At 72.3% G+C, this 22518-nt stretch carries 24 protein-coding genes and 1 pseudogene; 18 read left to right on the forward strand and 7 right to left on the reverse strand.

What is annotated here, in order from left to right:
* Positions 1–540: 540 nt before the first annotated feature.
* Positions 541–807: pseudogene (locus ACZ6RC_RS18145) on the reverse strand (glycosyltransferase); the annotation flags it as partial.
* Between ACZ6RC_RS18145 and ACZ6RC_RS18150 the strand changes: the two are divergent.
* Positions 806–1657 carry a class II glutamine amidotransferase gene (locus ACZ6RC_RS18150; protein ID WP_453616705.1) on the forward strand — a complete coding sequence of 284 codons (852 nt, stop codon included), beginning with the start codon at positions 806–808 and terminating at the stop codon, positions 1655–1657. The pseudogene ACZ6RC_RS18145 and the gene ACZ6RC_RS18150 overlap by 2 nt on opposite strands.
* Before the next feature lie 61 nt (positions 1658–1718).
* On the opposite strand, the gene ACZ6RC_RS18155 is transcribed toward ACZ6RC_RS18150, so the two are convergent.
* Positions 1719–3236, reverse strand: a complete 1518-nt coding sequence (locus ACZ6RC_RS18155; protein WP_469584102.1) for an MFS transporter — start codon at positions 3234–3236, stop codon at positions 1719–1721.
* Between the two features lie 158 nt (positions 3237–3394).
* Entirely contained in the window at positions 3395–3817 is a 423-nt protein-coding gene (locus ACZ6RC_RS18160; RefSeq protein WP_391136928.1) for a VOC family protein, read from the reverse strand.
* A 129-nt stretch (positions 3818–3946) separates the two neighbouring features.
* Between ACZ6RC_RS18160 and ACZ6RC_RS18165 the strand changes: the two genes are divergently transcribed.
* The 5 genes from ACZ6RC_RS18165 to ACZ6RC_RS18185 all read left to right on the forward strand — a co-directional run bounded on the left by ACZ6RC_RS18165 (position 3947) and on the right by ACZ6RC_RS18185 (position 7846).
* Positions 3947–5050: a YihY/virulence factor BrkB family protein gene (locus ACZ6RC_RS18165; protein ID WP_469584107.1), complete on the forward strand. Its 1104-nt coding sequence runs from the start codon at positions 3947–3949 to the stop codon at positions 5048–5050.
* Positions 5051–5207: 157 nt separating this feature from the next.
* Positions 5208–5627: a phage holin family protein gene (locus tag ACZ6RC_RS18170; RefSeq protein ID WP_391136922.1), complete on the forward strand. Its 420-nt coding sequence runs from the start codon at positions 5208–5210 to the stop codon at positions 5625–5627.
* Positions 5624–6241: a DUF3618 domain-containing protein gene (locus ACZ6RC_RS18175; RefSeq protein WP_469584110.1), complete on the forward strand. Its 618-nt coding sequence runs from the start codon at positions 5624–5626 to the stop codon at positions 6239–6241. Before ACZ6RC_RS18170 ends, ACZ6RC_RS18175 begins: the two co-directional genes overlap by 4 nt.
* Entirely contained in the window at positions 6238–6504 is a 267-nt protein-coding gene (locus ACZ6RC_RS18180) for a DUF4235 domain-containing protein (RefSeq protein WP_391136917.1), read from the forward strand. The genes ACZ6RC_RS18175 and ACZ6RC_RS18180 overlap by 4 nt, the downstream gene beginning before the upstream one ends.
* Positions 6505–6742: 238 nt before the next feature.
* Positions 6743–7846, forward strand: coding sequence for a phospholipase D-like domain-containing protein (locus ACZ6RC_RS18185; RefSeq protein WP_469584114.1), 1104 nt, complete (start codon positions 6743–6745; stop codon positions 7844–7846).
* Positions 7847–7959: 113 nt separating this feature from the next.
* Here the strand turns inward: ACZ6RC_RS18185 and ACZ6RC_RS18190 are convergent, their stop codons facing one another.
* Positions 7960–9681 carry an acyl-CoA dehydrogenase family protein gene (locus ACZ6RC_RS18190; RefSeq protein WP_469584117.1) on the reverse strand — a complete coding sequence of 574 codons (1722 nt, stop codon included), beginning with the start codon at positions 9679–9681 and terminating at the stop codon, positions 7960–7962.
* An 89-nt stretch (positions 9682–9770) separates the two neighbouring features.
* A complete protein-coding gene (locus ACZ6RC_RS18195) occupies positions 9771–10340 on the reverse strand; it encodes a PadR family transcriptional regulator (RefSeq protein WP_469584120.1) in 570 nt (189 codons plus the stop codon).
* Positions 10341–10503: 163 nt separating this feature from the next.
* Here ACZ6RC_RS18195 and ACZ6RC_RS18200 point away from each other — a divergent pair, with 163 nt between their 5' ends.
* The 4 genes from ACZ6RC_RS18200 (at position 10504) to ACZ6RC_RS18215 (ending at position 13407) form a co-directional block, all read left to right on the forward strand.
* A complete protein-coding gene (locus tag ACZ6RC_RS18200) occupies positions 10504–11346 on the forward strand; it encodes a glycosyltransferase family 8 protein (RefSeq protein ID WP_469584123.1) in 843 nt (280 codons plus the stop codon).
* Positions 11347–11491: 145 nt separating this feature from the next.
* Entirely contained in the window at positions 11492–11989 is a 498-nt protein-coding gene (locus ACZ6RC_RS18205) for a DUF2975 domain-containing protein (protein WP_469584126.1), read from the forward strand.
* Positions 11989–12210, forward strand: coding sequence for a helix-turn-helix domain-containing protein (locus ACZ6RC_RS18210; protein ID WP_469584129.1), 222 nt, complete (start codon positions 11989–11991; stop codon positions 12208–12210). Before ACZ6RC_RS18205 ends, ACZ6RC_RS18210 begins: the two co-directional genes overlap by 1 nt.
* A gap of 81 nt (positions 12211–12291) precedes the next feature.
* On the forward strand, positions 12292–13407 hold the full coding sequence (locus ACZ6RC_RS18215; protein ID WP_469584132.1) for an AI-2E family transporter: 1116 nt from the start codon (positions 12292–12294) through the stop codon (positions 13405–13407).
* Between the two features lie 98 nt (positions 13408–13505).
* On the opposite strand, the gene ACZ6RC_RS18220 is transcribed toward ACZ6RC_RS18215, so the two are convergent.
* On the reverse strand, positions 13506–14516 hold the full coding sequence (locus ACZ6RC_RS18220; protein ID WP_469584135.1) for a glutathione S-transferase family protein: 1011 nt from the start codon (positions 14514–14516) through the stop codon (positions 13506–13508).
* 264 nt (positions 14517–14780) lie between these two features.
* Between ACZ6RC_RS18220 and ACZ6RC_RS18225 the strand changes: the two genes are divergently transcribed.
* The 3 genes from ACZ6RC_RS18225 to ACZ6RC_RS18235 all read left to right on the forward strand — a co-directional run bounded on the left by ACZ6RC_RS18225 (position 14781) and on the right by ACZ6RC_RS18235 (position 17109).
* The gene (locus ACZ6RC_RS18225; RefSeq protein ID WP_391136889.1) at positions 14781–15278 is read left to right on the forward strand and encodes a SigE family RNA polymerase sigma factor; all 498 of its coding nucleotides are present in this window, start codon (positions 14781–14783) and stop codon (positions 15276–15278) included.
* The gene (locus ACZ6RC_RS18230) at positions 15271–15666 is read left to right on the forward strand and encodes a hypothetical protein (RefSeq protein ID WP_391136886.1); all 396 of its coding nucleotides are present in this window, start codon (positions 15271–15273) and stop codon (positions 15664–15666) included. Before ACZ6RC_RS18225 ends, ACZ6RC_RS18230 begins: the two co-directional genes overlap by 8 nt.
* Before the next feature lie 132 nt (positions 15667–15798).
* Complete coding sequence (locus tag ACZ6RC_RS18235; protein WP_469584139.1) at positions 15799–17109, forward strand: mannosyltransferase family protein; 1311 nt, start codon at positions 15799–15801, stop codon at positions 17107–17109.
* Between the two features lie 43 nt (positions 17110–17152).
* On the opposite strand, the gene ACZ6RC_RS18240 is transcribed toward ACZ6RC_RS18235, so the two are convergent.
* Positions 17153–18964 (reverse strand): NlpC/P60 family protein, encoded by a 1812-nt coding sequence (locus tag ACZ6RC_RS18240; protein ID WP_469584142.1) that lies wholly within the window; start codon positions 18962–18964, stop codon positions 17153–17155.
* Positions 18965–19166: 202 nt separating this feature from the next.
* Here ACZ6RC_RS18240 and ACZ6RC_RS18245 point away from each other — a divergent pair, with 202 nt between their 5' ends.
* The 5 genes from ACZ6RC_RS18245 to ppk2 all read left to right on the forward strand — a co-directional run bounded on the left by ACZ6RC_RS18245 (position 19167) and on the right by ppk2 (position 22488).
* Positions 19167–19334: a hypothetical protein gene (locus ACZ6RC_RS18245; RefSeq protein ID WP_391136877.1), complete on the forward strand. Its 168-nt coding sequence runs from the start codon at positions 19167–19169 to the stop codon at positions 19332–19334.
* 76 nt (positions 19335–19410) lie between these two features.
* Entirely contained in the window at positions 19411–19560 is a 150-nt protein-coding gene (locus ACZ6RC_RS18250) for a hypothetical protein (RefSeq protein WP_391136874.1), read from the forward strand.
* Positions 19561–19630: 70 nt separating this feature from the next.
* Positions 19631–20125 carry a hypothetical protein gene (locus ACZ6RC_RS18255; protein ID WP_469584145.1) on the forward strand — a complete coding sequence of 165 codons (495 nt, stop codon included), beginning with the start codon at positions 19631–19633 and terminating at the stop codon, positions 20123–20125.
* 300 nt (positions 20126–20425) lie between these two features.
* The gene (locus tag ACZ6RC_RS18260) at positions 20426–21298 is read left to right on the forward strand and encodes a restriction endonuclease (protein ID WP_469584148.1); all 873 of its coding nucleotides are present in this window, start codon (positions 20426–20428) and stop codon (positions 21296–21298) included.
* 245 nt (positions 21299–21543) lie between these two features.
* On the forward strand, positions 21544–22488 hold the full coding sequence (gene ppk2 / locus ACZ6RC_RS18265; RefSeq protein WP_391138515.1) for a polyphosphate kinase 2: 945 nt from the start codon (positions 21544–21546) through the stop codon (positions 22486–22488).
* Positions 22489–22518: the final 30 nt, after the last annotated feature.

Consider the following 22518-nt stretch of genomic DNA (forward strand, 5'->3'; position numbering starts at 1 on the left):
GGGTGGGGGGGGGGGGGGGGGGGGGGGGGGGGGGGGGCGGGGGGGGGGGGGGGGGGGGGCCCGGGCCCGGGGGGCGGGGGGGGGGCCCCGGGGCCGCCCCCCCCCACGACGGTGCGGTACACCGAGTTCCGCCTCCAGGGCGCGGGCCGCCTCGTCGAAGACCAGGTCCAGGGCGGCGTTGACCGCCCGCCCGGCCCACCGGTTGCCGGTGCCACCGCAGGACCGGGTGCCCACGACGGGCGGAGGGAACGCGCGGGTCGGCGCGAGGGGTTGGAGGCACATGCCCCGGCTCGGCAGCCGCAGCCCCTCGGCGATGGCCTGGCCCAGCGGGGCGACGGAGCCGGAGAGCAGCAGTACGTCGCTCGCCCGGGCCGCCTCCAGCATGCCCTGCGCCATGTCGCCGACCAGCCGCCGCGCCATGGCCAGGACCCACGCCAGCTTCCCGGGCCCGCTCCTGCTGGACAGCAGCCGACGACCGTGTTCCGACCGCAGTTCGGCCCGGGGATCGACGGGCAGGCCGTGGAAGCCGAGACCGGCCCTGCCCACCAGGTCCGCGAAGGACTCGTGCGTCACCAGGGTGACGTCGTGACCGGCCTCGGCCAGCCCGTGACCGAGGCCGGCGAAGGGCGCCACATCGCCGTGGGAGCCCGCTGTGATCAGTGCGACACGCATCGTGAGGAGTATGGCAGGTCCCGGCCGGGATGCGGAGCCGCTCGCTCCGGCGTGCCGTCTGGCGGTCACCCCTGACGACGCGTGATGATGGAGGGGCCCACGTGCCGGGGGAGGTAGGGAAGGAGCGCACAGCATGTGCCGATGGCTCGCCTACTCAGGGACCCCGGTGCTCCTGGATTCCGTCCTGTACCGTCCGGCACATTCACTGATCGACCAGAGCCTGCACTCGCGCATGGGCGTGGAGACGACGAACGGCGACGGCTTCGGGATCGGCTGGTACACCCCCGGTCTGCCCACGCCGGCGGTGGTGCGCGACACCGGGCCCGCGTGGAACAACCGCAATCTGCGCGAGATCTCGTCGCACATCCGCTCCCACCTCTTCTTCGCCCACATCCGGGCGTCCACGGGTTCCGCGATCCAGCAGACCAACAGCCATCCCTTCCGCCACGGGCGCTGGCTGTGGATGCACAACGGCGCGATCAACGACTTCCACCGGCTGCGGCGGGATCTGTGCCTGCGCATCGATCCGTCGCTCTTCGCCGACATCGAGGGGTCGACCGACTCCGAGGTCATGTTCTTCCTGGCCCTCACCTACGGCCTGGACCAGGACCCGCCGGCGGCGGTCGCGCGGATGGCCGGCCATGTGGAGAGCCTGGGCCGGGAGCACGGGGTCGACAACCCGCTCCAGATGACGATCGCCGTGACCGACGGCGAAGGGATCTGGGTCTTCCGCTATTCGAGTGAACGGCGCTCGCGTTCCCTCTACTACAGCGCCGAGGTGGAGACCCTGCGCGGTCTCCACCCCGACCTGACGTTCCTGGACGAACTCTCCGACGACAGCCGCCTCGTGGTCTCCGAACCGCTCAGCGGGCTGCCGGGCGCCTGGATCGAGGTCCCGGAGGCCACCTACGGTCTGGTGCGGGGGAGCGGGGACTTCCTCCAGCCCTTCGTCCCGCTGAGCGAGGAAACCGTGGCGGTGCGCTGACCACGCCGACAGCGCGGCCTCGCGGGGTGCCCGCACCGGCCGGTGCGGGCACCCCGTGGCGTCAGAGGGCGGTACGGGGTCCGGTGACGCCGTCGGTTCCCGCGTCCGACCGAACCGTCGACAGCGGCTCGGCGATGTCCTCCAGCGAGCGCCGTTCGGCGTTCACCGCCAGGAACACCGCGACGATACCCGCCGCGCACATCAGCCCGGCGCCGATCTGGAACGCCATCACGGTGTCCCCGACCACCCCCGACTCGGTGAGCTCGGCGAAGATCAGCGGGCCGCTGATACCGCCGGCGGCGGTGCCGAGGGCGTAGAAGAAGGCGATGGCCATGGCGCGCGTCTCCATGGGGAACACCTCGGAGACGGTGAGGTACGCGCTGGAGGCGCCCGCCGACGCGAAGAAGAGCACCACGCACCAGCAGGCCGTCATCGTCGTGGCCGTCAGCGAACCGCGGTCGAAGAGCCAGGCGGTGCCGAACAGCAGGATGCCGGAGAGCAGATATGTCGACGAGATCATGATGCGGCGGCCGAGGGTGTCGAAGAGCTTGCCGAGCAGCAGGGGGCCGACGAAGTTGCCCGCGGCGATGACGGCGAAGTAGTAGCCGGTCTGGCCGGTGGGGACGTCGAAGAAGGTGGTGAGGATGGCGCCGAAGCCGAAGGTGATGGCGTTGTAGAGGAACGCCTGGCCGATGAAGAGCGAGAGGCCGAGGACGGCGCGGCGGGGGTAGCGCCCGAAGACCGTCTTGGCGATCAGGCCGAAGCCGATGCTCTTGCGCTGGTGGATCGTGATCTCACGGTCCGGCGGCGGCAACGGCTCGCCCTTCTCCTCCTCGATCTCCCGCTCGACCGCGCTGACCAGCTCCTCGGCGTCGTCGCCCCGGCCGTGGATGAACTGCCACCGTGGACTCTCCGGGACGTGCCGTCGCACCAGCAGGATGACGAGGCCGAGGACGACGCCGAGGGCGAAGCTGAGCCGCCAGCCCAGGTCCTTGGGGAAGATGTCGGTGTCCAGCATGACGATGGACAGCAGGGCGCCGCCGATCGCTCCCAGCCAGTAGCTTCCGTTGATGATGAGGTCGACGCGGCCGCGGTACTGGGACGGGATCAGCTCGTCGATCGCGGAGTTGATGGCCGCGTACTCGCCGCCGATGCCGAAGCCGGTGAGGAACCGGAAGAGGAAGAACCACCAGCTCTCGAACGACAGCGCCGTCAGGGCGGTCGCGGCGAGATAGACGGCCAGCGTCACCATGAACAGCTTCTTGCGGCCGTAACGGTCGGTGAGCCAGCCGAAGAACAGGGCGCCGAGACACGCGCCCGCGACGTACAGGGCGGCGGCGATGCCGGTGACCTGCGCGGAGGTGATGTCGAGGCCGCTGCCCTCCTCGGCGAGGCGGCCGGCGACATTGCCGACGATCGTGACCTCCAGACCGTCCAGGATCCAGACGGTGCCGAGCCCGATCACGATCATCCAGTGCCATCGGCTCCACGGCAGGCGGTCCAGACGGGACGGCACGGCCGTGGTGATGGTGGACTCCGACGGGGCGGGCACAGAGGCCGGTGACGACTGCGCTGTCATGGTTCCCTCTCCCTCGAACGAACCCCACCCGTGTGCCCTCGACCGGGCGGACCATGCCCACCCGTCGCTGGATCCAGCATGTGGCGGAGCCCTGGGCGCCACAACACGACGGCGACGCCATGGGGTGCCCCATGGCGTCGCCGTCGTGCGGCCTGCGGTCAGCGCACGCCCGCGTCGGGTGCGGCGGGGGCGAGCGTGAAGGAGTGGCCGGCCGGGTCGGCGAAGGTGCGCTCCTCCAACCGGCGCCCCTCCCGCGCGGTGGGCACGAACGGCTGGGAGGTCGCCGTCACCGGCCGCGCGCCGAGGGACACCGCCTCGCGTTCGGCCTCGTCCAGGTCCTCCGGGGCGACCAGGACGCGCACGTGCGCCTGTTGGGAGTCGTCCGGACGCGGCCAGCTGGGTGGTGCGTAACCGTGGTCGCGGCGGATCGCGAGCAGCGTCCCGCCGGCGCCGGTGAGCACCACGAAGTCGGGGTCCCCGCCGGCTTCCACGTCGGCGCCGAGGAGGGAGGCGTAGAACTCCGCGAGCCGCTCGGGCTCCGCGCAGTCGAGTACGAGCACACACGTCTTGGCTACGGTCATATACCACGTCTGCCCCGCTCCCGCCCCTCCACGCCGCCCGTACGACCGCCCGCCCCTCCCGAACGGGCGTCCGCCCCGAAGCCCCCACATGGCGGCCATGCATGCACGCCGTGTGGGTACTCGCAGCGCATGACACGGCTCAGCGACTTCAGGAACCGGCACGCTTCGGACGCCCGGAAGCGAGGGAAGCGCCCCGACGCGCCCGCCGAAGGGAAGGCGGGCGACGGCAAGGGCCACGACGGGGAGAGCTTCGGACCGGACGCGTCGGTGGAGCGGGACGCCCCGGACACGCTGGTCGATATGCCGAAGAAGTCCTGGACGGCGATCCTGCGCCGCGTCGTCAAGGAGTTCCAGGACGACGAACTCTCGGACCGGGCGGCGGCGCTGACCTACTACAGCGTGCTGTCCCTCTTCCCCGCGCTGCTGGTGCTGGTCTCGCTGCTGGGAATCGCCGGCAAGTCGGCGACGGACAGCGTGCTGGACAACATGGCCAAGCTGACCCCCGGCGCCGCCCGCGACGTCATCACCAACGCGGTGGAGCAGCTCCAGGGCAACGCGGGCATCGGCTCCCTGATGGCGATCGTCGGTCTCGTCCTGGCCGTGTGGTCGGCGTCGGGCTATGTCGCCGCCTTCATCCGCGCCTCCAACGCCGTCTACGACATCCCCGAGGGCCGGCCGGTCTGGAAGGTCCTCCCGGTCCGTCTCGTGGTCACCATCGCGCTGATGCTCCTCGCGGTCGTCAGCGCGCTGATCGTCGTCTTCACCGGCGAGCTGGCCCGCCAGGTCGGCGGCGCGCTCGGCATCGGGGACACCGCCCTGACCGTCTGGTCGATCGCCAAGTGGCCGGTGCTGCTGATCCTGGTCACGATGATGATCGCGCTCCTCTTCTGGGCGACGCCGAACGCGAAGATCCGGGGCTTCAGGTGGATCACCCCCGGCAGCGTCCTCGCGCTGCTCATCTGGATGGTCGCCTCCGCCGGGTTCGCCTTCTACGTCGCGAACTTCGGCTCGTACAACAAGACGTACGGCACCGTCGCCGGAATGATCATCTTCCTGCTGTGGCTCTGGATCACCAACCTCGCGATCCTCCTCGGCCTGGAGTTCGACGCCGAGATGGCCCGTGAGCGCGCCATCGTCGGCGGCCATCCGGAGGAGGAGGAGCCGTACGTCGAGCCGCGCGACACCCGCGCCTGGGACGAGCAGGACAAGCGGCGGATGGGAGGGGCCGAGTGAGTCCGGGGGCCTCGGCACCGCGGCGGCGACGGGTCCGGACGGAGCCGCCGGAACGAGCCCCCCGGGCGGGTGTGAGACCGGGAGGGAGGGGAAGCCGCAGGCACATGACGTGACAGGGCAGGACCCGACGACGGCGAAGAAGGACAGGTGAACAGACATGGCCACCGTCGAACGCCAACGCCATACGAGCGGTTCGGACGAGCCGGTGGGCGAGCTGGTCCAGCGCGCCTCCCAGCAGCTGTCGCAGCTCGTCCGCGACGAGATGCGGCTCGCCCAGGCGGAGATGAGACAGAAGGGCAAGCGGTTCGGCGTCGGCGGCGGGCTGTTCGGCGGCGCCGGGCTGTTCGGCTTCCTGGCGCTCCAGGCCCTGACCGCGGCCGTCATCGCGGCGCTGGCGCTGGCCCTGCCGGTGTGGGCGTCCGCGCTGATCATCGCCGGTGTGATGGCCGTGATCGCCGCGGTGCTGGCCGCGACGGGCAAGCAGCAGATCGACAAGGCGACCCCGGCGACACCCGAGCGGGCCGTCGCCTCGGTCAAGGAAGACGTCGCCGAGATCAAGAAGAAGGCACACCGATGACTTCCGACAAGCGACACGACAGCGCGGGGAACCCGCACGCCGAACGGTCCGGCGAGGATGCCGCCACCACGCCCGAGGAGCTCCGGGCCCAGGTCGAACGGACCCGTGAGGAGCTGGGCGTGACCGTCGAGGCGCTGGCCGCCAAGGCGGACGTCAAGTCCCGGGCGAAGGAGAAGGCCGCGGACGTGAAGGCGGAGGCCGAACTGAAGGCAGCGCAGGTACGGGAGAAGGCCGCCGACGTCAGAGCGGAGGCGGGGCAGAAGGCCGCCGAGGTCACCACACAGGTGCGGGAGAAGGCGGCGCACGCCGTCCACCGGGTGAAGGGGCAGGCCGTCGAACCGGCACAGGACAAGGCCGGCCGGGCCGCGGAAGGGATCCGCGAGAAGGCAGGGCACGCCGCGGACGGGCTCCGCGACAAGACCGGGCAGGCGGGCCGGCTCGTCCAGGAGAAGACCCCGCAGCCGGTCCGGGAGAAGGCCGGCGGTACGGCACGGATCGCCCGGGAGAACCGCACCGCGCTGCTCGCCGGAGCGGGCGCGAGCGTCCTGGGCATCCTGCTCCTCGCGCGCCGCGCTCGCGCGGCACGCCGTTCACGGAAGGGAAGGTGCTGGTGAAAGCCTCCAAAATCGCCTACAAGCCGGTCGGTCTGACCCTCGGCACGATCAGCGGCATGCTGGCCGGCGCGCTGTTCAAGCAGACCTGGAAGATGATCGCCCACGAGGACGACGCCCCGGACGCCACGGACGAGGAGCGTTCCTGGCGGGAGATCCTGCTCGCCGCGGCGATCCAGGGCGCCGTCTTCGCGGTCGTCAAGGCGGCCGTCGACCGGTCGGGCGCCCAGGCCACCCGTAAGCTGACCGGCACCTGGCCCGGCTGACGACGGGCCGCGCCGGGGCACGGCGGACGAAGCGGCGGCGAGCCGGAAAGAAGGGCCGGACAGGCCCGGCTTTCCGGCTCGCCGCCGCGGTTGTTTTCTCGTCCGGGTCGGCCCCTCCTCACGGCAGGACCCTCCCGCGAACGCTCCGCAGGTGCATGGCAGGCTCATGCCACCAGTCACCTGAGGAGGAATCATCCGTCAGCGCCTCTGGGCGACCGTCTCGGTCGCCCTCACCCTGATGCTCTCGGCCGTCGCGCCCGCCGCCGCCGAGGACGCCCCGCCGCTCACCACCGGCGCGGTCTTCAACAACCCGAAGGGGACGGCCGCCGAACAGGATGCCGTCAAGGACCACATCATCAGGGCGATCGACGACACCCAGAGCGGCCGCACCCTGCGGGCGGCCCTCTATGTGATGCAGGACCAGGAGTACACCGACGCCCTTGTGGCGGCGCACAACCGTGGCGTCAACGTCCGCGTCGTCCTCGACCACAAGTCGGTCGAGGCCCCCGCCCCGGCACCGGCCCAGAAGCTGGTCAACGCCCTCGGGACCGACCGTACGCAGCGCTCGTGGGTCCGGGTGTGCACCGAAGGCGGCGCCTGCATCGCCCAGGGCGGCACCAACCCGTACAACCACAACAAGTTCTTCACCTTCTCCCGCGTCGGCGACGCGGGAGTCGCCGAGGACGTGGTCGTCCAGAGCTCCGCCAACCAGACCGTCTCGGCCACCGCCCGCCAGTGGAACAACGCCTACACCGTCGTCGGCAACACGGCGCTTTACACGGCCTACACCGGCTACTTCAACGACCTCGCCGCCATGGTCAAGACGGACGACTACTACCGGCAGGGCGAGGCCGGCGACCTCAAGTACTACCTCTTCCCGCAGAAGAGCGGCGACATCGTCCTCGGCTTCCTCGACAACGTCTCCTGCACCGGCAACACCACGGTCGGCAGCGCCTCCCACAAGACCGTCGTGCGGATCGCCGCCTGGGCCCTGCACCGCGACGCGATCGCCGCCAAGCTCCGCTCGCTCGCGAACCAGGACTGCTGGATCGAGGTGGTCTACAAGGACTCCAACGACCTCGCCACCCTCCAGGGCCACCCGCGGATCAAGCCCTACCGCCTCGACGCCGACGGGTACTTCGTCCACTCGAAGTACCTGCTCGTCGAGGGCAACTACGCGGGCCACCCCGACACGAAGTGGACCTTCACCGGCTCGCACAATCTGGACGTCTCCTCGCTGCGCGACAACGACGAGGCCCTGATCCGGGTGCCCGGCGCCGCCACGCACGACGCGTACAAGGCGAACTTCCTCGCCATGCGGGCCGAAGCGGTCCTGCAGTAGCCCCCACGGACGGGGCCGGCCGGCGGCCGGCGGCGCCGCTCGCGGTCGTCGGCGCCACCGACCACCGCGAACGGCGCGTCCCCCCGGCCGTCACGCCGTCACGGAGTCACCCGTCACGGCGCCATCTCGTACGCCCCGGCCAGCGCCTCCACCCGCTCCCACACGCGGCCCGAACGGGCCTCGTCGACGACGGGACGCCGGACGGCCTCCAGGGCCCAGCTCTGCTGCGCGGCCGTGGCGGAGTCCTTGCCGTGCAGCTCGACGGCGTGCGCGGAGAAGTCCCGGACGAGGACGGCGAACAGTTCGTCCAGCACGTCCGCGTCGAGACCGGTCAGGCGCGCCTGCTCCAGGATCAGCTGGCCGTGCACGACGAGCGCGAACAGCTGGCCGACCGCGAGCAGCAGGTCCAGGTCGCGGCTCTGCTCCTCGTCGGGGGCGGCGGTGGTGACGAACGCGCACAGGGCGTCCGCCTGCTCGCGGAAGCGGGCCACGTTCGGCACCTCGGCGTACGCGTCGTAGGCGGCGCGCCAGTCGTGGAAGCGTACGGAGCCCAGGCTCCGGGCCGGCCCCTGCCGGAAGAGGAAGGCGTCGTCGGCCGCGTCCAGCCGGGTCGGCACGGGCGCGTACTCGGCCGGGTCCAGCAGGTGGTTGCGCATGAACTTGAGGATCAGCGCGAGGTTGACGTGGACGGTGCCCTCCAGCTTGGGCAGTCCACGGATCTCGATCGCGGCCTGGGCGAAGTAGTTGTCCTTCTCGAAGCCCTTGGCGGCGATGACGTCCCACATGAGGTCGATGACCTTCTCGCCCTCGGTGGTCACCTTCATCTTCGTCATCGGGTTGAAGAGGAGGTAGCGGCGGTCGTCGGGGCCCGCGGAGCGGAAGTAGTCGACGGCGCGGTCGCTGAACAGCTTCATGCCGACGAGACGGACGTACGCGTCGGTCAGCTCGCGGCGTACGTGCGGGAACGCGGTGACGGGGCGGCCGTAGAGGATGCGCTGGTGGGCGTGAGTGACGGCCTCGTACATCGCGTGCTCGCAGATGCCGATCGAGGCGGTGCAGAGGTTGAACTTGCCGACGTTGACGGTGTTGAGGGCGGCGTCGAAGGCGGCGCGTCCGGTGTGCAGGACGTCCTCGGCGGCGACCGGGTAGCCCTCCAGCCGGAACTCGCTCACGTACTTCGAGGAGTCGACGACGTTCTTCACCAGGTGGTAGTCCGGGTGGCGGCTGTCGGCGGCGAAGAAGACGTAACCGTCCGGGCCTTCGACGTCCGTGCGGCGGCCGAAGACGGAGACAAGACCGGCGGCGTTGCCGTTGCCGATGTAGTACTTCGAGCCGGTGGCGCGGAAGCCGCCCTGCCCGTCCGGCTCCAGCAGCATGTCCGTGGAGTAGATGTCCGCGCCGTGGCTCTTCTCGGAGAGGCCGAAGGCGAACACCTCGCCCTGGCCGAGGAGTTCGGCCGCCCGGGCGCGGGCAGCGGCGTTGTCGCTCTGCCAGACCGGGCCCAGGCCGAGAATGGTGACCTGCCAGGCGTACCAGTAGTCGAGCCCGTAGAAGCCGAAGATCTCGTTGAGGGCGGCGATCCGGGCGGTGTCCCAGCGCTTGTCCTCCGCGCCGTCGGCGGCGGAGGCGGGGGTGAGGAAGGTGGCGAACAACCCCTCCTTGGCCGCGAACGCGAGGAAGTCGCCCAGCCAGGCGCGGGAGCGGTAGTCCTCGATCAGCCGGCGCTTGCCGCGGTCCTCGAACCAGTCGACGGTGGCGCGCAGCAGCCGGCGCGTCTCGGGATCGAAGTGGGCCGGGTCGTACGTACGCGGGTTGAACAGCAGCGGGTCGGCCATGGGTGTCCGCCTTTCCGGCGTCGGGTCGAGTCGGTAACGAAGGGGAGAGAAGAAGGGCTGGGGGTGCGGCGCGGCGGGGTTCCGGGCGTTCAGTGCCCGGTCCGGCCGAGGCCGCGCAGGGTGGCGAGGACGTCGTCGAGCCAAGCGAGCGTCATCCGCTCGTACGCGATGCCGCCGCGCAGCACCACGTGCTGGAGCTCGCGCCCCGCGTCGGGCGGGCCGGCGGGCCGGGGCGCCTGGGCTCCGGTGAAGTCGCGCAGCTCGCCCGCGAGATAGCGCGCCAGCCGGTCGGTGTGGGCCCGGTGGTGCCGTTCGACCTCGTGGATCAGCGCGGCCGGATCGTCGAAGGCGGCGCCGCGGATCTTCACGGCGAGGTCGTGGCGGACACTCTCCGGCTCGATCGGCTCGTGCAGCCACTCGGACAGGGCCTCCCGCCCGCGCGGGGCGACGGAGTACTCCTTCTTGTCCGGGCGGCCCTGCTGGGACACCTCGCGGACGTCCACCCAGCCGTCGGTCTCCATGCGCTTGAGCACGCGGTAGATCTGCTGGTGCGTGGCGGTCCAGAAGTACCCGATGGACCGCTCGAACCGCCGGGCCAGCTCATAGCCGGAGCCCGGCTGCTCCAGCAGCGACACGAGGATCGCGTGTTCGAGTGCCATGCCCCGATCCTCGTATGCAACGAGTTGCATACACAAGCGCGACCGCACCGATGAGACGCGCCTCACCCCTCGGGGCGACCGAATCGACGTCCCGGACGGCGTTTGGCGGGCGACGCCCGGGGCGAGGACTCCAGCGACGGGGGAGGTCCGGGTGGAGCGGGGTGTGCGGAGCTGTGTGGGGTTCGCGGTCGACGAGGCGTACGCCCTGCCGCTGGCGGTCGTGGGGCGCTCGCTCATCGAGCACCACGCCGATCTCCACGCGGCGGGCGCGAAGCTGGAGTTCGTCGTCCTCGACCTCGGGATATCCGAGCGCTCACGGGACCGTCTCGCCGCCGCCTGGAGCGACGGGGCGAGCGTCGACTTCCTGCGGCTGCCGTCCCTGGACGAGCTGGACGGACTGCCGCTCTCCGACCACGAGTTCGTGCCGCACCTCAACCGCAACGTCTACGGACGCTGGTTCCTGCCCGAGCTGCTGCCGCCCGTCTACCGGCGGATGATCTACCTCGACGCCGACGTGCTGGTCCTGGGGGACACCTCGCCGCTCTGGCGGGTCGGCCTCGGCGGGCACCCCTTCGCGGCCGCCCAGGACAAGGGCATCCCGTACGTCTCGTCCCCGTACGGCGTGCCGGACCACCGGGAGCTCGGGTTCGACGCCCGCGCCAGGTACTTCAACGCCGGTGTGATGGTCATCGACCTCGACCGCTGGAAGGCCCAGCGCGTCCGCGAGCGCGCCCTCGCCTACGCCCGCGCGCACCCCGCCATGCGCTTCGCGGACCAGGAGGCGCTCAACGCCGTCGCCGGCGGACGGTGGGCGGAGTTCCCCCAGGAGTGGAACTGCCCCGCCGAGGACGAGGTCCTGGACGAGGAGTACGGGGCCCGCCCGAGGATCATCCACTTCCTCGGCCCCGGCAAGCCCTGGCTCGGCGGCTCCCACGCGACCCGCTGCCAGGCGCTGTACGGGGAGTACCTGCGCCGCACGGGCTGGCCGCCCGACGGCCTCGGCTGAACCCTGCCGACTGAACCCCGCCGACTGAATCCCGCCGACTGAATCCCGCGGACTGAATCCCGCGGACGACGGCGTCTCTCCCGCACTTGCCCTCACCTATCGTTTCTCGATAGATTTCCATCGTAGCTCGATCGAGGGAGAGATCATGGGAAGACTGACCGTGCTCGCGTTGCGCGCCGTACTCGTGGCGCTGTTCGCCGGATCGGTGTTCGTCCAGGCGGTGATGGTGCCGCTGCTTGCCGCCGACATGGAGGGGCTCAAGCCGGAGTACGCGTATCTGCGCACCCCGCTCCTCGTGATCATCGTCCTCGGATTCGTGACGGCGGAGGTCGTCCTGGTCTGCGTGTGGCGGCTCGTGACGATGGTGAGACGCGGCACCGTCTTCTCCCATGCGGCCTTCCGCTACGTCCACATCGTGATCGGCGCCTTCGTCGCGGCCGCGGTCCTGGTCTTCGCGCTCGGGACGGTCCTCGCCCCCGGCGAGGCCGTCGCGCCGGGCATCGTCCTTCTCGTCGGCGGGGCCGGCCTCGCCGTCCTCGGTCTCGCGCTCATCGTGCTCGTCCTGCGGATGCTGCTCGCCCAGGCCGTCGCCCTCGACGTCGAGGCGACAAAGATGCGGGCCGAGCTGGACGAGGTGATCTGATGCCGATCGTCGTCGACATCGACGTCATGCTGGCCAGACGGAAGATGTCCGTGGGGGAGCTGGCCGAACGCGTCGGCATCACGCCGGCCAACCTCGCGGTGCTGAAGAACGGCCGCGCGAAGGCGGTCCGCTTCGCGACGCTCGCCGCGCTCTGCGAGGTGCTCGCATGCCAGCCGGGCGATCTGCTGCGCTGGGAGGCGGAGCCCGCTCCGGGCGACTGACGGGTCGTCAGCGGCCCGGGACCGTGCCCTCGACCAACGGCGACATCGAGCCACGGCGGGAGTATCAATAGGGTGGCCCTCATGTCTGCCACGTTGAACTCTGGAAAAGTCGCCGGTGCGCTCCGCACGACGGCGCGCGTCTCGGCCGAGTCGCTGCTGGTCCTGGTGATGGCCGGGGTGGCCCTCTGGCTCCTCGGCCGGATGTGGTCGGTCGTCTGGCCGCTCATAGTGGCCCTCTTCCTGACCACCCTGACCTGGCCCCTGGCCCGGGTCCTGCGCCGCCGCGGCTGGCCCCCCGCCCTCGCCGCGTCCGTGGTGACGGTGCTCTTCCTCCTGGTCGCCGCCGGCATCGTGGCGCTGATCGCCGTACCGGTGGCATCCCAGTCGGGCGAGTTGACCGACGGCGTCGTCGAGGGCATCCAGAGACTGCGCGAGTGGGCCGCGGGGCCGCCGCTGAACATCGGCGACGACCAGATCACCGGCGCCTTCGACTCCGCGATCGCCCGGATCCAGGACAGCGTCGGCAGCATGGTCTCCGCCGTCGTCACCGGCGTGGGCACCGTCATCAACGGTCTGGTGACGGCCGTCCTGGCGCTCTTCCTGATGTTCTTCTTCCTCAAGGACGGCCCGCGCTTCCTGCCCTGGCTGACCCGCCAGCTCCCCGGCCGGCTGTCCACCGACGTCCCGATCGTCGCCGAACGCGGCTGGGAGACCCTGGGGGCGTTCGTCCGCTCCCAGGCGCTGGTCGGACTCCTCGACGCCGTCTTCATCGGCCTCGGCCTGTGGATCCTGGGCGTGCCGCTGGTGCTGCCGCTGGCGGTGCTGACCTTCGTGTCGGCGTTCGTCCCCATCGTGGGCGCCCTCTTCGCCGGTTTCGTCGCGGTCCTCATCGCCCTGGTGTCCAACGGGCCGACGGACGCGCTGATCGTCCTCGCCATCATCGTCGTGGTGCAGCAGCTCGAGGGCAACGTCTTCCAGCCCATGATCCAGAGCCGGGGCCTCGGCCTCCACGCGGCGGTGGTCCTCCTTGCGGTGACCCTGGGCGGCAGCCTGGCGGGCATCGTGGGCAGCCTGCTCGCCGTACCGGCGGCGGCGCTGATCGCCGTGGTCTGGAACTACCTCCGCGACCAGCTCGGCGACCCGCCCCGAGAGCCGGAGACCGACGCGGCGCCCGCCGGCACGCCCGTCGCGTCCTAACCGCGGGTCCTGACCTCGCGTCCTCACCGCGGGTACGAGTCCTGACCTCGCGTCGCGGCCGCACCCGGGAACTCCCGGGCCGGCGGGAGCGGCTCGGGTCAGGAACGCAGCGGTGTGTGCCCCGCCGGTACGGCTTCGGCGGCGGCCACCGGCCCGGGCGGGGTCCCGTCGCCGAACGGCCGGCCGCCCAGCTCCGCCCGGTCGTGCGGCGCGACCCAGCCCGACAGGTCCGGGCCGGCCGGTACGACCCCGGTGGGATTGATGTCGCTCTGCACCACGTAGTAGTGCCGCTTGATGTCCTCGAAGTCGACCGTGTCGCCGAATCCGGGCGTCTGGAAGAGGTCCCGGGCGTAGGCCCACAGCACCGGCATCTCGGAGAGCTTGTGGCGGTTGCACTTGAAATGACCGTGGTAGACGGCGTCGAAGCGGACGAGCGAGGTGAACAGGCGTACGTCCGCTTCCGTGAGGGTGTCGCCCACCAGGTAACGGGATCCTTCGAGGCGCTCCGACAGCCAGTCGAGCCGGGCGAACAACCGGTCGTACGCGGTGGTGTACGCCTCCTGGGAGCCGGCGAACCCGGCGCGGTAGACGCCGTTGTTCACCTCGCGGTAGACGACGTCGTTCACCGCGTCGATTTCCGCGCGCAGCTCCTCCGGGTAGAGCGACGGAGCCCCCTCGCGGTGGAACGCCCGCCACTCCAGCTCCATGTCGAGGGTGATCCGCGGAACGTCGTTCGTCACGACCTTGCCGCTCGGCACGTCCACGATCGCCGGCACCGTGACGCCCCGGTCGTACTCCGGATCCCGCGCGAGGTACGCCTCCCGGAGCCGCTCGATGCCCAGCACGGGATCGCGGCCGCCGGGATCCAGGTCGAAGGTCCAGCTCCGCTCGTCGTGCGTCGGCCCGGCGATCCCCATCGAGAGCGCCTCCTCCAGACCGAGGAGCCGCCGCACGATCACCGCCCGGCTCGCCCAGGGGCAGGCCCGGCTGACCACCAGCCGGTAGCGGCCAGGCTCCACCGCGAAGCCGTCCCTGCCGTCGGCGGTGATCCGGGCGTCGAGGTACCGGCTGTCCCGGGAGTAGCCCCCGCCGGGGTTCACGTAACTCACACCGTCCGCCTACCCGGGAAGCTCCCGCGCGACGCCCGGACCACTCGAACGCCGCTCCCGGGCCCGCCCGGCCCGCCGCCGTGGCCCTTCGCCCGCCGCGCGCCGACACGCCCTGGGCGCGATGCCCGCCGCCGCGCGCCCGGCAGGATCGGTACGACGCCCCCGGCGTGACGAGCGTCACCCCACGAACTCGCCTCCCGTGTCGACCGGACGCGGGGCGCCGGGCGTATGCGGAGTGAAGCGAGAGAGATCCAGGAGTGGCTGTTGACCGTCGAGGAGTTCGAAGAGTTCTACGCCCAGACGGTCGCACGTCTGACCGGGCACCTGTACGTGATGCTCGGGGACCTGCACGAGGCGCAGGACGTGGTGCAGGAGGCCTTCGTCAAGGCCTGGGCCAGGCGACGGCAGCTGGACCGGAACGGGCAGCCGGAGGCCTGGATCAGAACGGTCGCCTGGCGCCTCGCGGTGAGCCGCTGGCGGTTCGGGAGGCGCTCCGCCGAAGCCTGGAGACGGACCGGCGCGCCGCCCGACGTCGCGGGTCCGGGCCCCGAGGAGGTCGTTCTCGTGGAGGCACTGCGGGGGCTGCCGGACCGTCAGCGCCGCGCCGTGACCCTGCACTACCTGTGCGACCTCACGGTGGAGCAGATCGCCGCGGAGACCGGCATGTCACCCAGCACCGTCAAGACGCACCTGGTCCGCGCGCGGACCGCACTCGCCGACCGGCTGCAGGACCCACGCATTGAGGAGGCCCCCGGTGCCTGATCCCCACGACCCGCTGCGGCGACTGTTCCAGCAGGCGGCGAGCTCCGGACAGGCCCGCGCCGACGCCCCGCCGTTCGCGCGGATCGCCGAGCGCGGCAGGCAGGCGAGACGGCGCCACGTCGCCGGTCTCACCGCCGCCGTCTGCCTCGCCCTCGGCGGCGGCGTGGCCGCGGCCGTCCTGGTGAGCGGCGGCCCGTCGCCCCAGCCCCCGGCCACCAGCCCCTCGCCCCCGCTCCCCGCACCGACCAGCCGTCTGTCCCCCTCGGCCACCACCGCCCCCTCGAACACCACGCCGCCCTCCTCCACCCCGACGTCCCTGGGTACCGACGGCCCCTTCGGGACCGTCACCGAGCCGCCCCGCGGCGGAGCCACGTCCACCCAGCCCTGACCCGGCACGTCCACCCAGCCCTGACCCGGCCCCCTCCGCCGGGACCCGATCCGGCTCCCCTCCGCCCCGCGCCGCTCACGCACGGCTCCCGGGGCGGTCGAGCACGCCCACCACCACCCGAGAGAGCGCCGCATGCCCGTTTCGCCCCCCGAGATACGCCGGCCCGCCCCCGCGGCGCCCCTCGCCGCCCCTCCTCGCACCGCGCCGTGCACCGCGACGGCCGGCGGCCCCGAGCACACGGCCGCGGGCGGAGTCCCGGGGCGCGCGAGGCGCGTCCGGCGGGCGCTGCGGCTCCGGCGCGACGACGCGGAGGTGCTCTGCCTCTACCTGGCCACCCGGGCGGGCCTGTGGATCATGGCGTACTGCTCCCGGTGGCTCTTCCCCGCCGCCGGGGAGGCCCACGAGGCCGCCGGTGTGCTCACTCCCTTCGAGCACTGGGACTGGGGGCACTTCCTCCACATCGCCCAGGACGGCTACTTCCCCGACCCCGGCCCGGCCTCCGGGGACTCCGCCGGGGCAGGCGGCGGTACCGGGGGAGACAACCGCGAGGCGTTCTTCCCCGGCTTCCCCCTGCTCCTGCGGGCCGTGCACCTCGTGGTCCCGCACTGGACGGCGGCCGGGCTGCTGATCTCGCTCGGCGCCGGGGCGGTCGCCGTCCTGTCCCTGGCGCGCATCGCCCGCCACCATCTGCCCGGCACGGCGGGGGCCCGCCGTGCCGTCCTCTTCCTGCTGGTCTCGCCCTGCGGGATCTTCCTGGCCGTCGGCTACACGGAGGCCCTGTTCCTCGCCCTGGCGCTGCCCGCCTGGCTCGCCGCCCGGCGCCATGCCTGGGCCCTCGCCTCGGTGCTGACCGCACTGGCCACCACGGTCCGGGTGAGCGGCCTCTTCCTCGCCACCGCGATCGCCCTGCACTTCCTCCTGGCGGCCCGCGCCGACCGGAGCCACTGGCGGCGGCTGCCCTGGACGGCCCTCCCCGCCGTCCCGCCCGCCCTCTACACCCTGTACCTGCACGCCCACACGGGCGACTGGATGGCCTGGAAGCACGCCCAGGAACGCGGTTGGTACCGCGATTTCCACGCCCCCTGGACGGCCTGGTCCCACACCTGGGACTCCGCCTTCGACCACGGCCAGACCACGCCGTACGCCTTCATGTTCCAGGCGGAACTCGTCGCGATGGTCGTCGGTCTGGCCCTCTTCGGCTTCCTGGCCCACCGGCGCCGCTGGCCCGAAGCCCTCTACATCGCCCTCAGCCTCTGGGCCCTCGGCACCTCCTACTGGTACACCTCGATCCCGCGCGCCACCCTCCTGTGGTGGCCCCTGTGGATCGGCCTCGCCCACTGGGCCGGCCGCAGGCCGCGGTTCGCGAGCGTCTATCTGACCCTGACCGTGCCGTTGGCCGCGGTCTTCGCGATGGCCTTCATGACGGGCCGCTGGGCCGGCTAGAAAACGGCCGGCCCGGCGGCGGGGTCGAAACCCGGCCCGGGTGTCAGAACCTGCGGACGACCCGGAGCGAGTCCGTGTACAGCTCCCCCTTCTTCCCGTCCTCCGTCTTCCGGCCGTTGAGGATCGACCTGCCGCCGAGGTCGGCGAGGGTCGGACCGTTCGGCGTCTTGCGGCTGGAGACGAACCGCAGATCGCCGTGCCGGTCCTGGCCGAGGTAGATGCCGGTGTGGTCGACGACCCCCTCGGCGGCCTCGGGGTCCGCCGGGTCCGGGGCGGTCGCGTCGAAGAAGACCACGTCCCCGATCCGCAGGGCGGCCAGCGACGGCGCGGCGGTCGTGCCCTTGGCCACCACGACTCCGGGACCGTGGGCGGACTGGTCCCTGGACGTGCGCGGCAGGGTGCGGCCGTCGAAGCCGCGATGGGCGACCATCGGGATGCCGAGGTGGTGGCCGTACACCATCCGCACGAAGCCGGAGCAGTCGAGACAGCCCGCGAACTCCGGGTCCGACGCCACCGTCTCGCCGCTCGCCGGGAAGGTCCAGTCGCGCCCCATGTACTCGTGGAAGTCGGCGCCGATGACGCGCAGCCCCTGTGCGTCGGGCTTGCTGTACCCGGACTGGCCGAGCACCCGCGCCCCCGGGAGCGCGGGATCGGTGACATCGGGGGCGAAGGGCCGGTACATGGAGGCGTACGCGAGGGCGTCGGGGGACGTGTCACCGGCCCAGGCGCGGACGCGCTGCTCCAGGGCGGGCGTCCAGGTGCCGTCGAACGGTTCCGGCAGGACCCGCACCCAGGTGTCGTGGGAGACGACCGGCGGGTCGGCCCACTCCGCCGCGTCGACCCGGAAGTCGTAGACCCGCGCCTGCAGCGTCACCGCGGCCCCGGACGCGGCCTGGGCGCGGACGCCGACGGTGCCCGTGTCGAAGACCTTCGCGGGGTCCTTCTCGGGGTCGCGCAGGCTGTGGTGCCAGATCTCCCGCGGCTCGTCGGAACCGTGCCGCCAGGCGCGGGCGCGCAGCAGGGATCCCGTCTTCTCCACCCGTACCCACCAGTGGTCGTAGGCCGCGAAGCCGGTGCCGACCGTGACGGCCGCGCCGAGGGTGGTCGCGTCGTTGGCGAGCGCCTTCTCCAGGGCGAGCTGGACCTCGCCCGCCGGGGTGACGATCAGCCGGGCCCGGTAGTGGTTGCTCACGTCCGTGACCGCGAAGGTGAGCGCGAGGGACGCGGGGGCACCACCGGGCACCTTGTCGAAGGAGAAGCGGGCGGCCGCGGAGATGTCGCCGACCGCCTTGTCGGGGAGCAGCGCATGCCGGCTGGAGCCGGCCTCCGCACGGTCGAGGAGGACGACCGCCCGGCCGGCCTCCAGGAAGTACTGCGTGTCGGGCCCGTTGTACGTCGCCCAGGTGCCGCCGCCGGGGGAGGAGCCCCAGCCGGTCTTCCCGGCCGGCAGGGTCCGGTCGAACTCGTCGGCGAAGGGCTTCTTCTGCTCCGTGAACCAGCGCCGCGGCCCGCGCAGCGTGACGGTCGCGGCCCCGGTGGTCAAGGTGGCGAGAACGCCCTTGTCGTCCGAGACCTCGAGCAGCGGGGGAGACCCGCCGACGTGCCGGGTGGTCAGCGCACCGGCCGGGTGGGCGCCGAAGTGCCAGGGGTCGCACGGATCGGCGACCATCGGCAGCCGGCCACCGGGGGCACCGGACACGGCGGAGCCGGTCGTCGCCGGGACGGCGGGGGCGGTCGGTGCGTTCGGGGCGGTCGGTGCGGCGAAGGCGGTCGGTGCGAACGGCAGGGACGCGCCCACCGCCGCCCCGGTCAGCGCCGCGAGCGCCGCTCTGCGGCTCGGTATCGGAGTCGACATGGACATATGGGTACCCCCCTGGGCAGGAACAGCGTCTGACGTGCGGTGACTGTATCTCCGCTCGCCGTGGACGCCCCACCGCCCCGGGGCGTGGGAGCAGTTCGGACGGTCGTCCCGTCACAACCCCGGGCGTGTGGGGGCTGCGGCGCGGATACGGGGGTACACGACACCTCTGACCATGACAGGACAAGGGAGTCGGAACATGTTGGGCATAGCCGCAGCGGTGCTGTTCATCATCGCGTTTCTGATCAACGTCGCCGAGATCACCACCAACGAGGTGTTCACCTCGGCGAACGTCATGCTGCTCGGGCTGGCGGCCCTGGCCCTGCACGTCGCCGGGATCGCCAACGGGCGGCGCTCCCGGCACTGATCCGACCCCGCCCGCCCCCCGGGGCGGGCGGGTTCCGTCCTGTCGACGACCTGTCGACATCCAGCAGGAGGCAACGATGACCTCGTTCACCCCGACCCCTACCGACGCCTCGACGGTGCTGACGGCCGCCGCCGACGCCACCGCCGCTCCGGCCTGGCTCCACATCGCCGTGATGGCGGTCGCCGCGTTCGTCCTCGTCTACAGCCTGGCCAGGCACAACAGCTGACGCCCCACCGGGGCCGTGTCCCTGGCGTGGCGCGGCCACCGGGGTGCGGCCCGCCGTTAGGTTGCCGACCATGACGACGTCGGAGCCAGGCCATCCGCACCAGCCCACCGAGTCGGCCGACGCCCGCGAGGCGCGCATGGCCGTGGAGGAGTATCTGCGGCGCACCGGGATGTCGGGGCGACCCGATGACCCCGGCCGGCCGGGAGTGCCCGCCGGGGCCGGAGAACAAGGACCGGCCGTCCCGTCCGCGGGCGGTCGTGGCGGTACGGCCGACGCCGCCACGGGCACGGAAAGCCCGGCTCCCCGCGCCGGGGCCCCCATCGACGACCGGGTGGCGGACGCCGTCGCCCGTGAGGCGTGGGACGCGGTGACCGCCGCGACGCCGCCTCCGCCGTCCCCCGTGGAAGGCGTGACGCCCGGCGAGGGACGGGACGGAGCGGCCGCCGAGCCCGCCGAGGTCGCCGAACTCCGCCGCCGCGCGACGGCCATCGCCCGCGGACTCCGGGAGCTGGGCTGCCGATTGGACGACACGCTCCTGCCCGGCCCCGACATGGCGGCTGGATAGCCGCGCGCCCGAGCCCGCGACAAACACCCCGCGGGGAAACGTACGCCGAGACGCGACGCTCCCGAGGACGGCCGCCGTACGGTCTGCGAGCACGGCCGCGACAAAGGCCCTGCGGGCACGTACGTCGAGACGGCGCTCCCGAGAGACGGCCGCCGTGACCCCCGCGAGAGCGGCCGCGACGACGCCTTCCGGACGAAGCGCCGACGGGCGACCGCCCCGGCCGTTGAAAACCGGGGACGCGGGGCAGACGGCTCCCATGAGTGATCTTGACATGGCCGCCGTCGGCGGCAGGAGCCGTCCATGACCTCGCCCACCAAGCGCGTCCGGCGCGCCCCGCGGAGGCCGGCCTTCAGCATGCGGCAACTGCTCCTCTTCTTCGGCCTGCTCGCCATCGGCCTGTGCGCCACGGGCCTCGCCCTGCGGCTCCTCGCCCGGACGGCCCAGCAGCACCCGGTCCCCGCGGGCCTCGCCGTCGCCGGACTCGTCCTGACGGCGCCCCTGCTCTGGCGCGCCCGGACCCGCCGCGGGCCCGGGCGCCGCCACCCGCGCCGCCGCGCGATGCGCCCCGGCGCCCCCGGACCGGGCCTCGTCGACCCCGTGCTCCCGGTGCAGGAGACCCGCGAGCCCGAAATCCGGTACGCGGGCGAGCCGATACCCGGCGCGCCGGAGGGCGCACCGGCCTTCGTGTCGGACGAGGTCCCCGCCGGCGTGGTGGTGGAGGACGTCCCGTCCGATGTCGTCGTGGAGGAGACCGTCCGGCTCGGGGCGGAGGACTACGCGGCCATGGACCCCGACACCTTCGAGCAGGCCGTCGCCGCGCTCTGCGCCCGCGACGGCTGCGGGGACGTCGAGGTCGTCGGCGGAGCAGGGGATCTCGGCGCCGACGTGATCGCCACGACCCCCGACGGCCGGCGCGTCGTCATACAGTGCAAGCGCTACGGGCCGATCAACAAGGTCGGTTCCCAGGACGTCCAGCGGTTCGGCGGCACCTGCTTCGCCGTCCACGAGGCGTCCGTCGCCGCCGTCGTCACCACCGGCGGCTTCACCCAGCCGGCCGCGGAGTACGCCGAACAGTGCGGGATCCTCTGCTTCGACCACGAGGACCTCGTCGCCTGGAGCGACGGCACCGGACCCGCGCCCTGGGAGGCCACGGCCCCGTCGGGCACGCGATGACCGGGCCGCTGGGGCAGACTGGACGAGAGGACGACGAGGTGAGCGACGTGACGGGGACGAACAGCGAAGGCGAACGGGAAGTCCCGGGGGACGGCCGGCCTGACGACGACCGGGACGGCGCCCGGGAAGGGCACGACCAGGACGCGCAGGATCACGGCGGACAGGACCAGGACGCGCAGGATCAGGACGGACGGGATCAGGACGGACGGGATCAGGACGGACGGGATCAGGACGGGCGGGGGGACCTGCTCCGGGGCCTGAGCGTGGACCACACCCACCCCGAACAGCCCGTACTGCTCAGCGCCGCGGGCGACCCGATCCGGACCTGGCAGGAGAACTACCCCTACGACCGCAAGGTGCGACGGGGCGAGTACGAGCGGGCCAAGCGGATCCTGCAGATCGAGATGCTCAAGCTGCAGCGCTGGGCCAAGGACACCGGCGCCCGGCTGGTCGTGGTGTGCGAGGGCCGGGACGCCGCCGGCAAGGGCGGCACGATCCAGCGGTTCACCGAGCGGCTCAACCCCCGCGGGGCCCGGATCATCGCGCTCGACAAGCCGACCGAGCGGGAGGCGGGCCAGTGGTACTTCCAGCGGTACATCGCCCACCTCCCCGGCCCCGGCGAGATCGTGTTCTTCGACCGCTCCTGGTACAACCGCGCGGGCGTCGAGCGCGTCATGGGCTTCTGCACGGACGAGGAGTACGACCTCTTCCTCCGCCAGTGCCCGCAGTTCGAGCGCATGCTGGTCGACGACGGCATCCACCTCGTGAAGTTCTGGTTCTCGGTCTCGCGCTCCGAACAGCGCACCCGGTTCGCGATCCGGCAGGTGGACCCGGTGCGGCAGTGGAAGCTCTCCCCGACCGACCTCGCCTCCCTCGACCGCTGGGACGACTACACCGCGGCCAAGGTCGACATGTTCAGGGCGACGGACACCGCGCACGCCCCGTGGACCGTGGTCAAGAGCAACGACAAGCGGAGGGGGCGCCTGGAGGCCATGCGGAGCCTGTTGTGGCGCGTGGACTACGGGAGCAAGGACCGCGAGGCCGTGGGCGAGCCCGACCCGCTCATCGTCGGCGCGGCGGACACCCTCCTCGAAGCCGGTGAGGAGACCTCCGCCCTCTCGCCCACGCCGCTGGCCCCGCGCCGTGAAGGGCCGGGGGAGCACCCCGCGTCCGGCGGCCGTGTGACCTGACCCGCCGCGGCCGAGCCGCCGGTACGAGCG

The organism is Streptomyces sp. NPDC048353 (assembly GCF_055587165.1).

Excerpts from the sequence above, each read along its gene's own strand:
- ACZ6RC_RS18150 (WP_453616705.1), top strand. The coding sequence starts at position 806 with ATGTGCCGATGGCTCGCCTACTCAGGGACCCCGGTGCTCCTGGATTCC.
- ACZ6RC_RS18155 (WP_469584102.1), bottom strand. The coding sequence starts at position 3,236 with ATGACAGCGCAGTCGTCACCGGCCTCTGTGCCCGCCCCGTCGGAGTCC.
- ACZ6RC_RS18160 (WP_391136928.1), bottom strand. The coding sequence starts at position 3,817 with ATGACCGTAGCCAAGACGTGTGTGCTCGTACTCGACTGCGCGGAGCCC.
- ACZ6RC_RS18165 (WP_469584107.1), top strand. The coding sequence starts at position 3,947 with ATGACACGGCTCAGCGACTTCAGGAACCGGCACGCTTCGGACGCCCGG.
- ACZ6RC_RS18170 (WP_391136922.1), top strand. The coding sequence starts at position 5,208 with ATGGCCACCGTCGAACGCCAACGCCATACGAGCGGTTCGGACGAGCCG.
- ACZ6RC_RS18175 (WP_469584110.1), top strand. The coding sequence starts at position 5,624 with ATGACTTCCGACAAGCGACACGACAGCGCGGGGAACCCGCACGCCGAA.
- ACZ6RC_RS18185 (WP_469584114.1), top strand. The coding sequence starts at position 6,743 with ATGCTCTCGGCCGTCGCGCCCGCCGCCGCCGAGGACGCCCCGCCGCTC.
- ACZ6RC_RS18190 (WP_469584117.1), bottom strand. The coding sequence starts at position 9,681 with ATGGCCGACCCGCTGCTGTTCAACCCGCGTACGTACGACCCGGCCCAC.
- ACZ6RC_RS18195 (WP_469584120.1), bottom strand. The coding sequence starts at position 10,340 with ATGGCACTCGAACACGCGATCCTCGTGTCGCTGCTGGAGCAGCCGGGC.
- ACZ6RC_RS18205 (WP_469584126.1), top strand. The coding sequence starts at position 11,492 with ATGGGAAGACTGACCGTGCTCGCGTTGCGCGCCGTACTCGTGGCGCTG.
- ACZ6RC_RS18210 (WP_469584129.1), top strand. The coding sequence starts at position 11,989 with ATGCCGATCGTCGTCGACATCGACGTCATGCTGGCCAGACGGAAGATG.
- ACZ6RC_RS18215 (WP_469584132.1), top strand. The coding sequence starts at position 12,292 with ATGTCTGCCACGTTGAACTCTGGAAAAGTCGCCGGTGCGCTCCGCACG.
- ACZ6RC_RS18235 (WP_469584139.1), top strand. The coding sequence starts at position 15,799 with ATGCCCGTTTCGCCCCCCGAGATACGCCGGCCCGCCCCCGCGGCGCCC.
- ACZ6RC_RS18240 (WP_469584142.1), bottom strand. The coding sequence starts at position 18,964 with ATGTCGACTCCGATACCGAGCCGCAGAGCGGCGCTCGCGGCGCTGACC.
- ACZ6RC_RS18245 (WP_391136877.1), top strand. The coding sequence starts at position 19,167 with ATGTTGGGCATAGCCGCAGCGGTGCTGTTCATCATCGCGTTTCTGATC.
- ACZ6RC_RS18250 (WP_391136874.1), top strand. The coding sequence starts at position 19,411 with ATGACCTCGTTCACCCCGACCCCTACCGACGCCTCGACGGTGCTGACG.
- ACZ6RC_RS18255 (WP_469584145.1), top strand. The coding sequence starts at position 19,631 with ATGACGACGTCGGAGCCAGGCCATCCGCACCAGCCCACCGAGTCGGCC.
- ACZ6RC_RS18260 (WP_469584148.1), top strand. The coding sequence starts at position 20,426 with ATGACCTCGCCCACCAAGCGCGTCCGGCGCGCCCCGCGGAGGCCGGCC.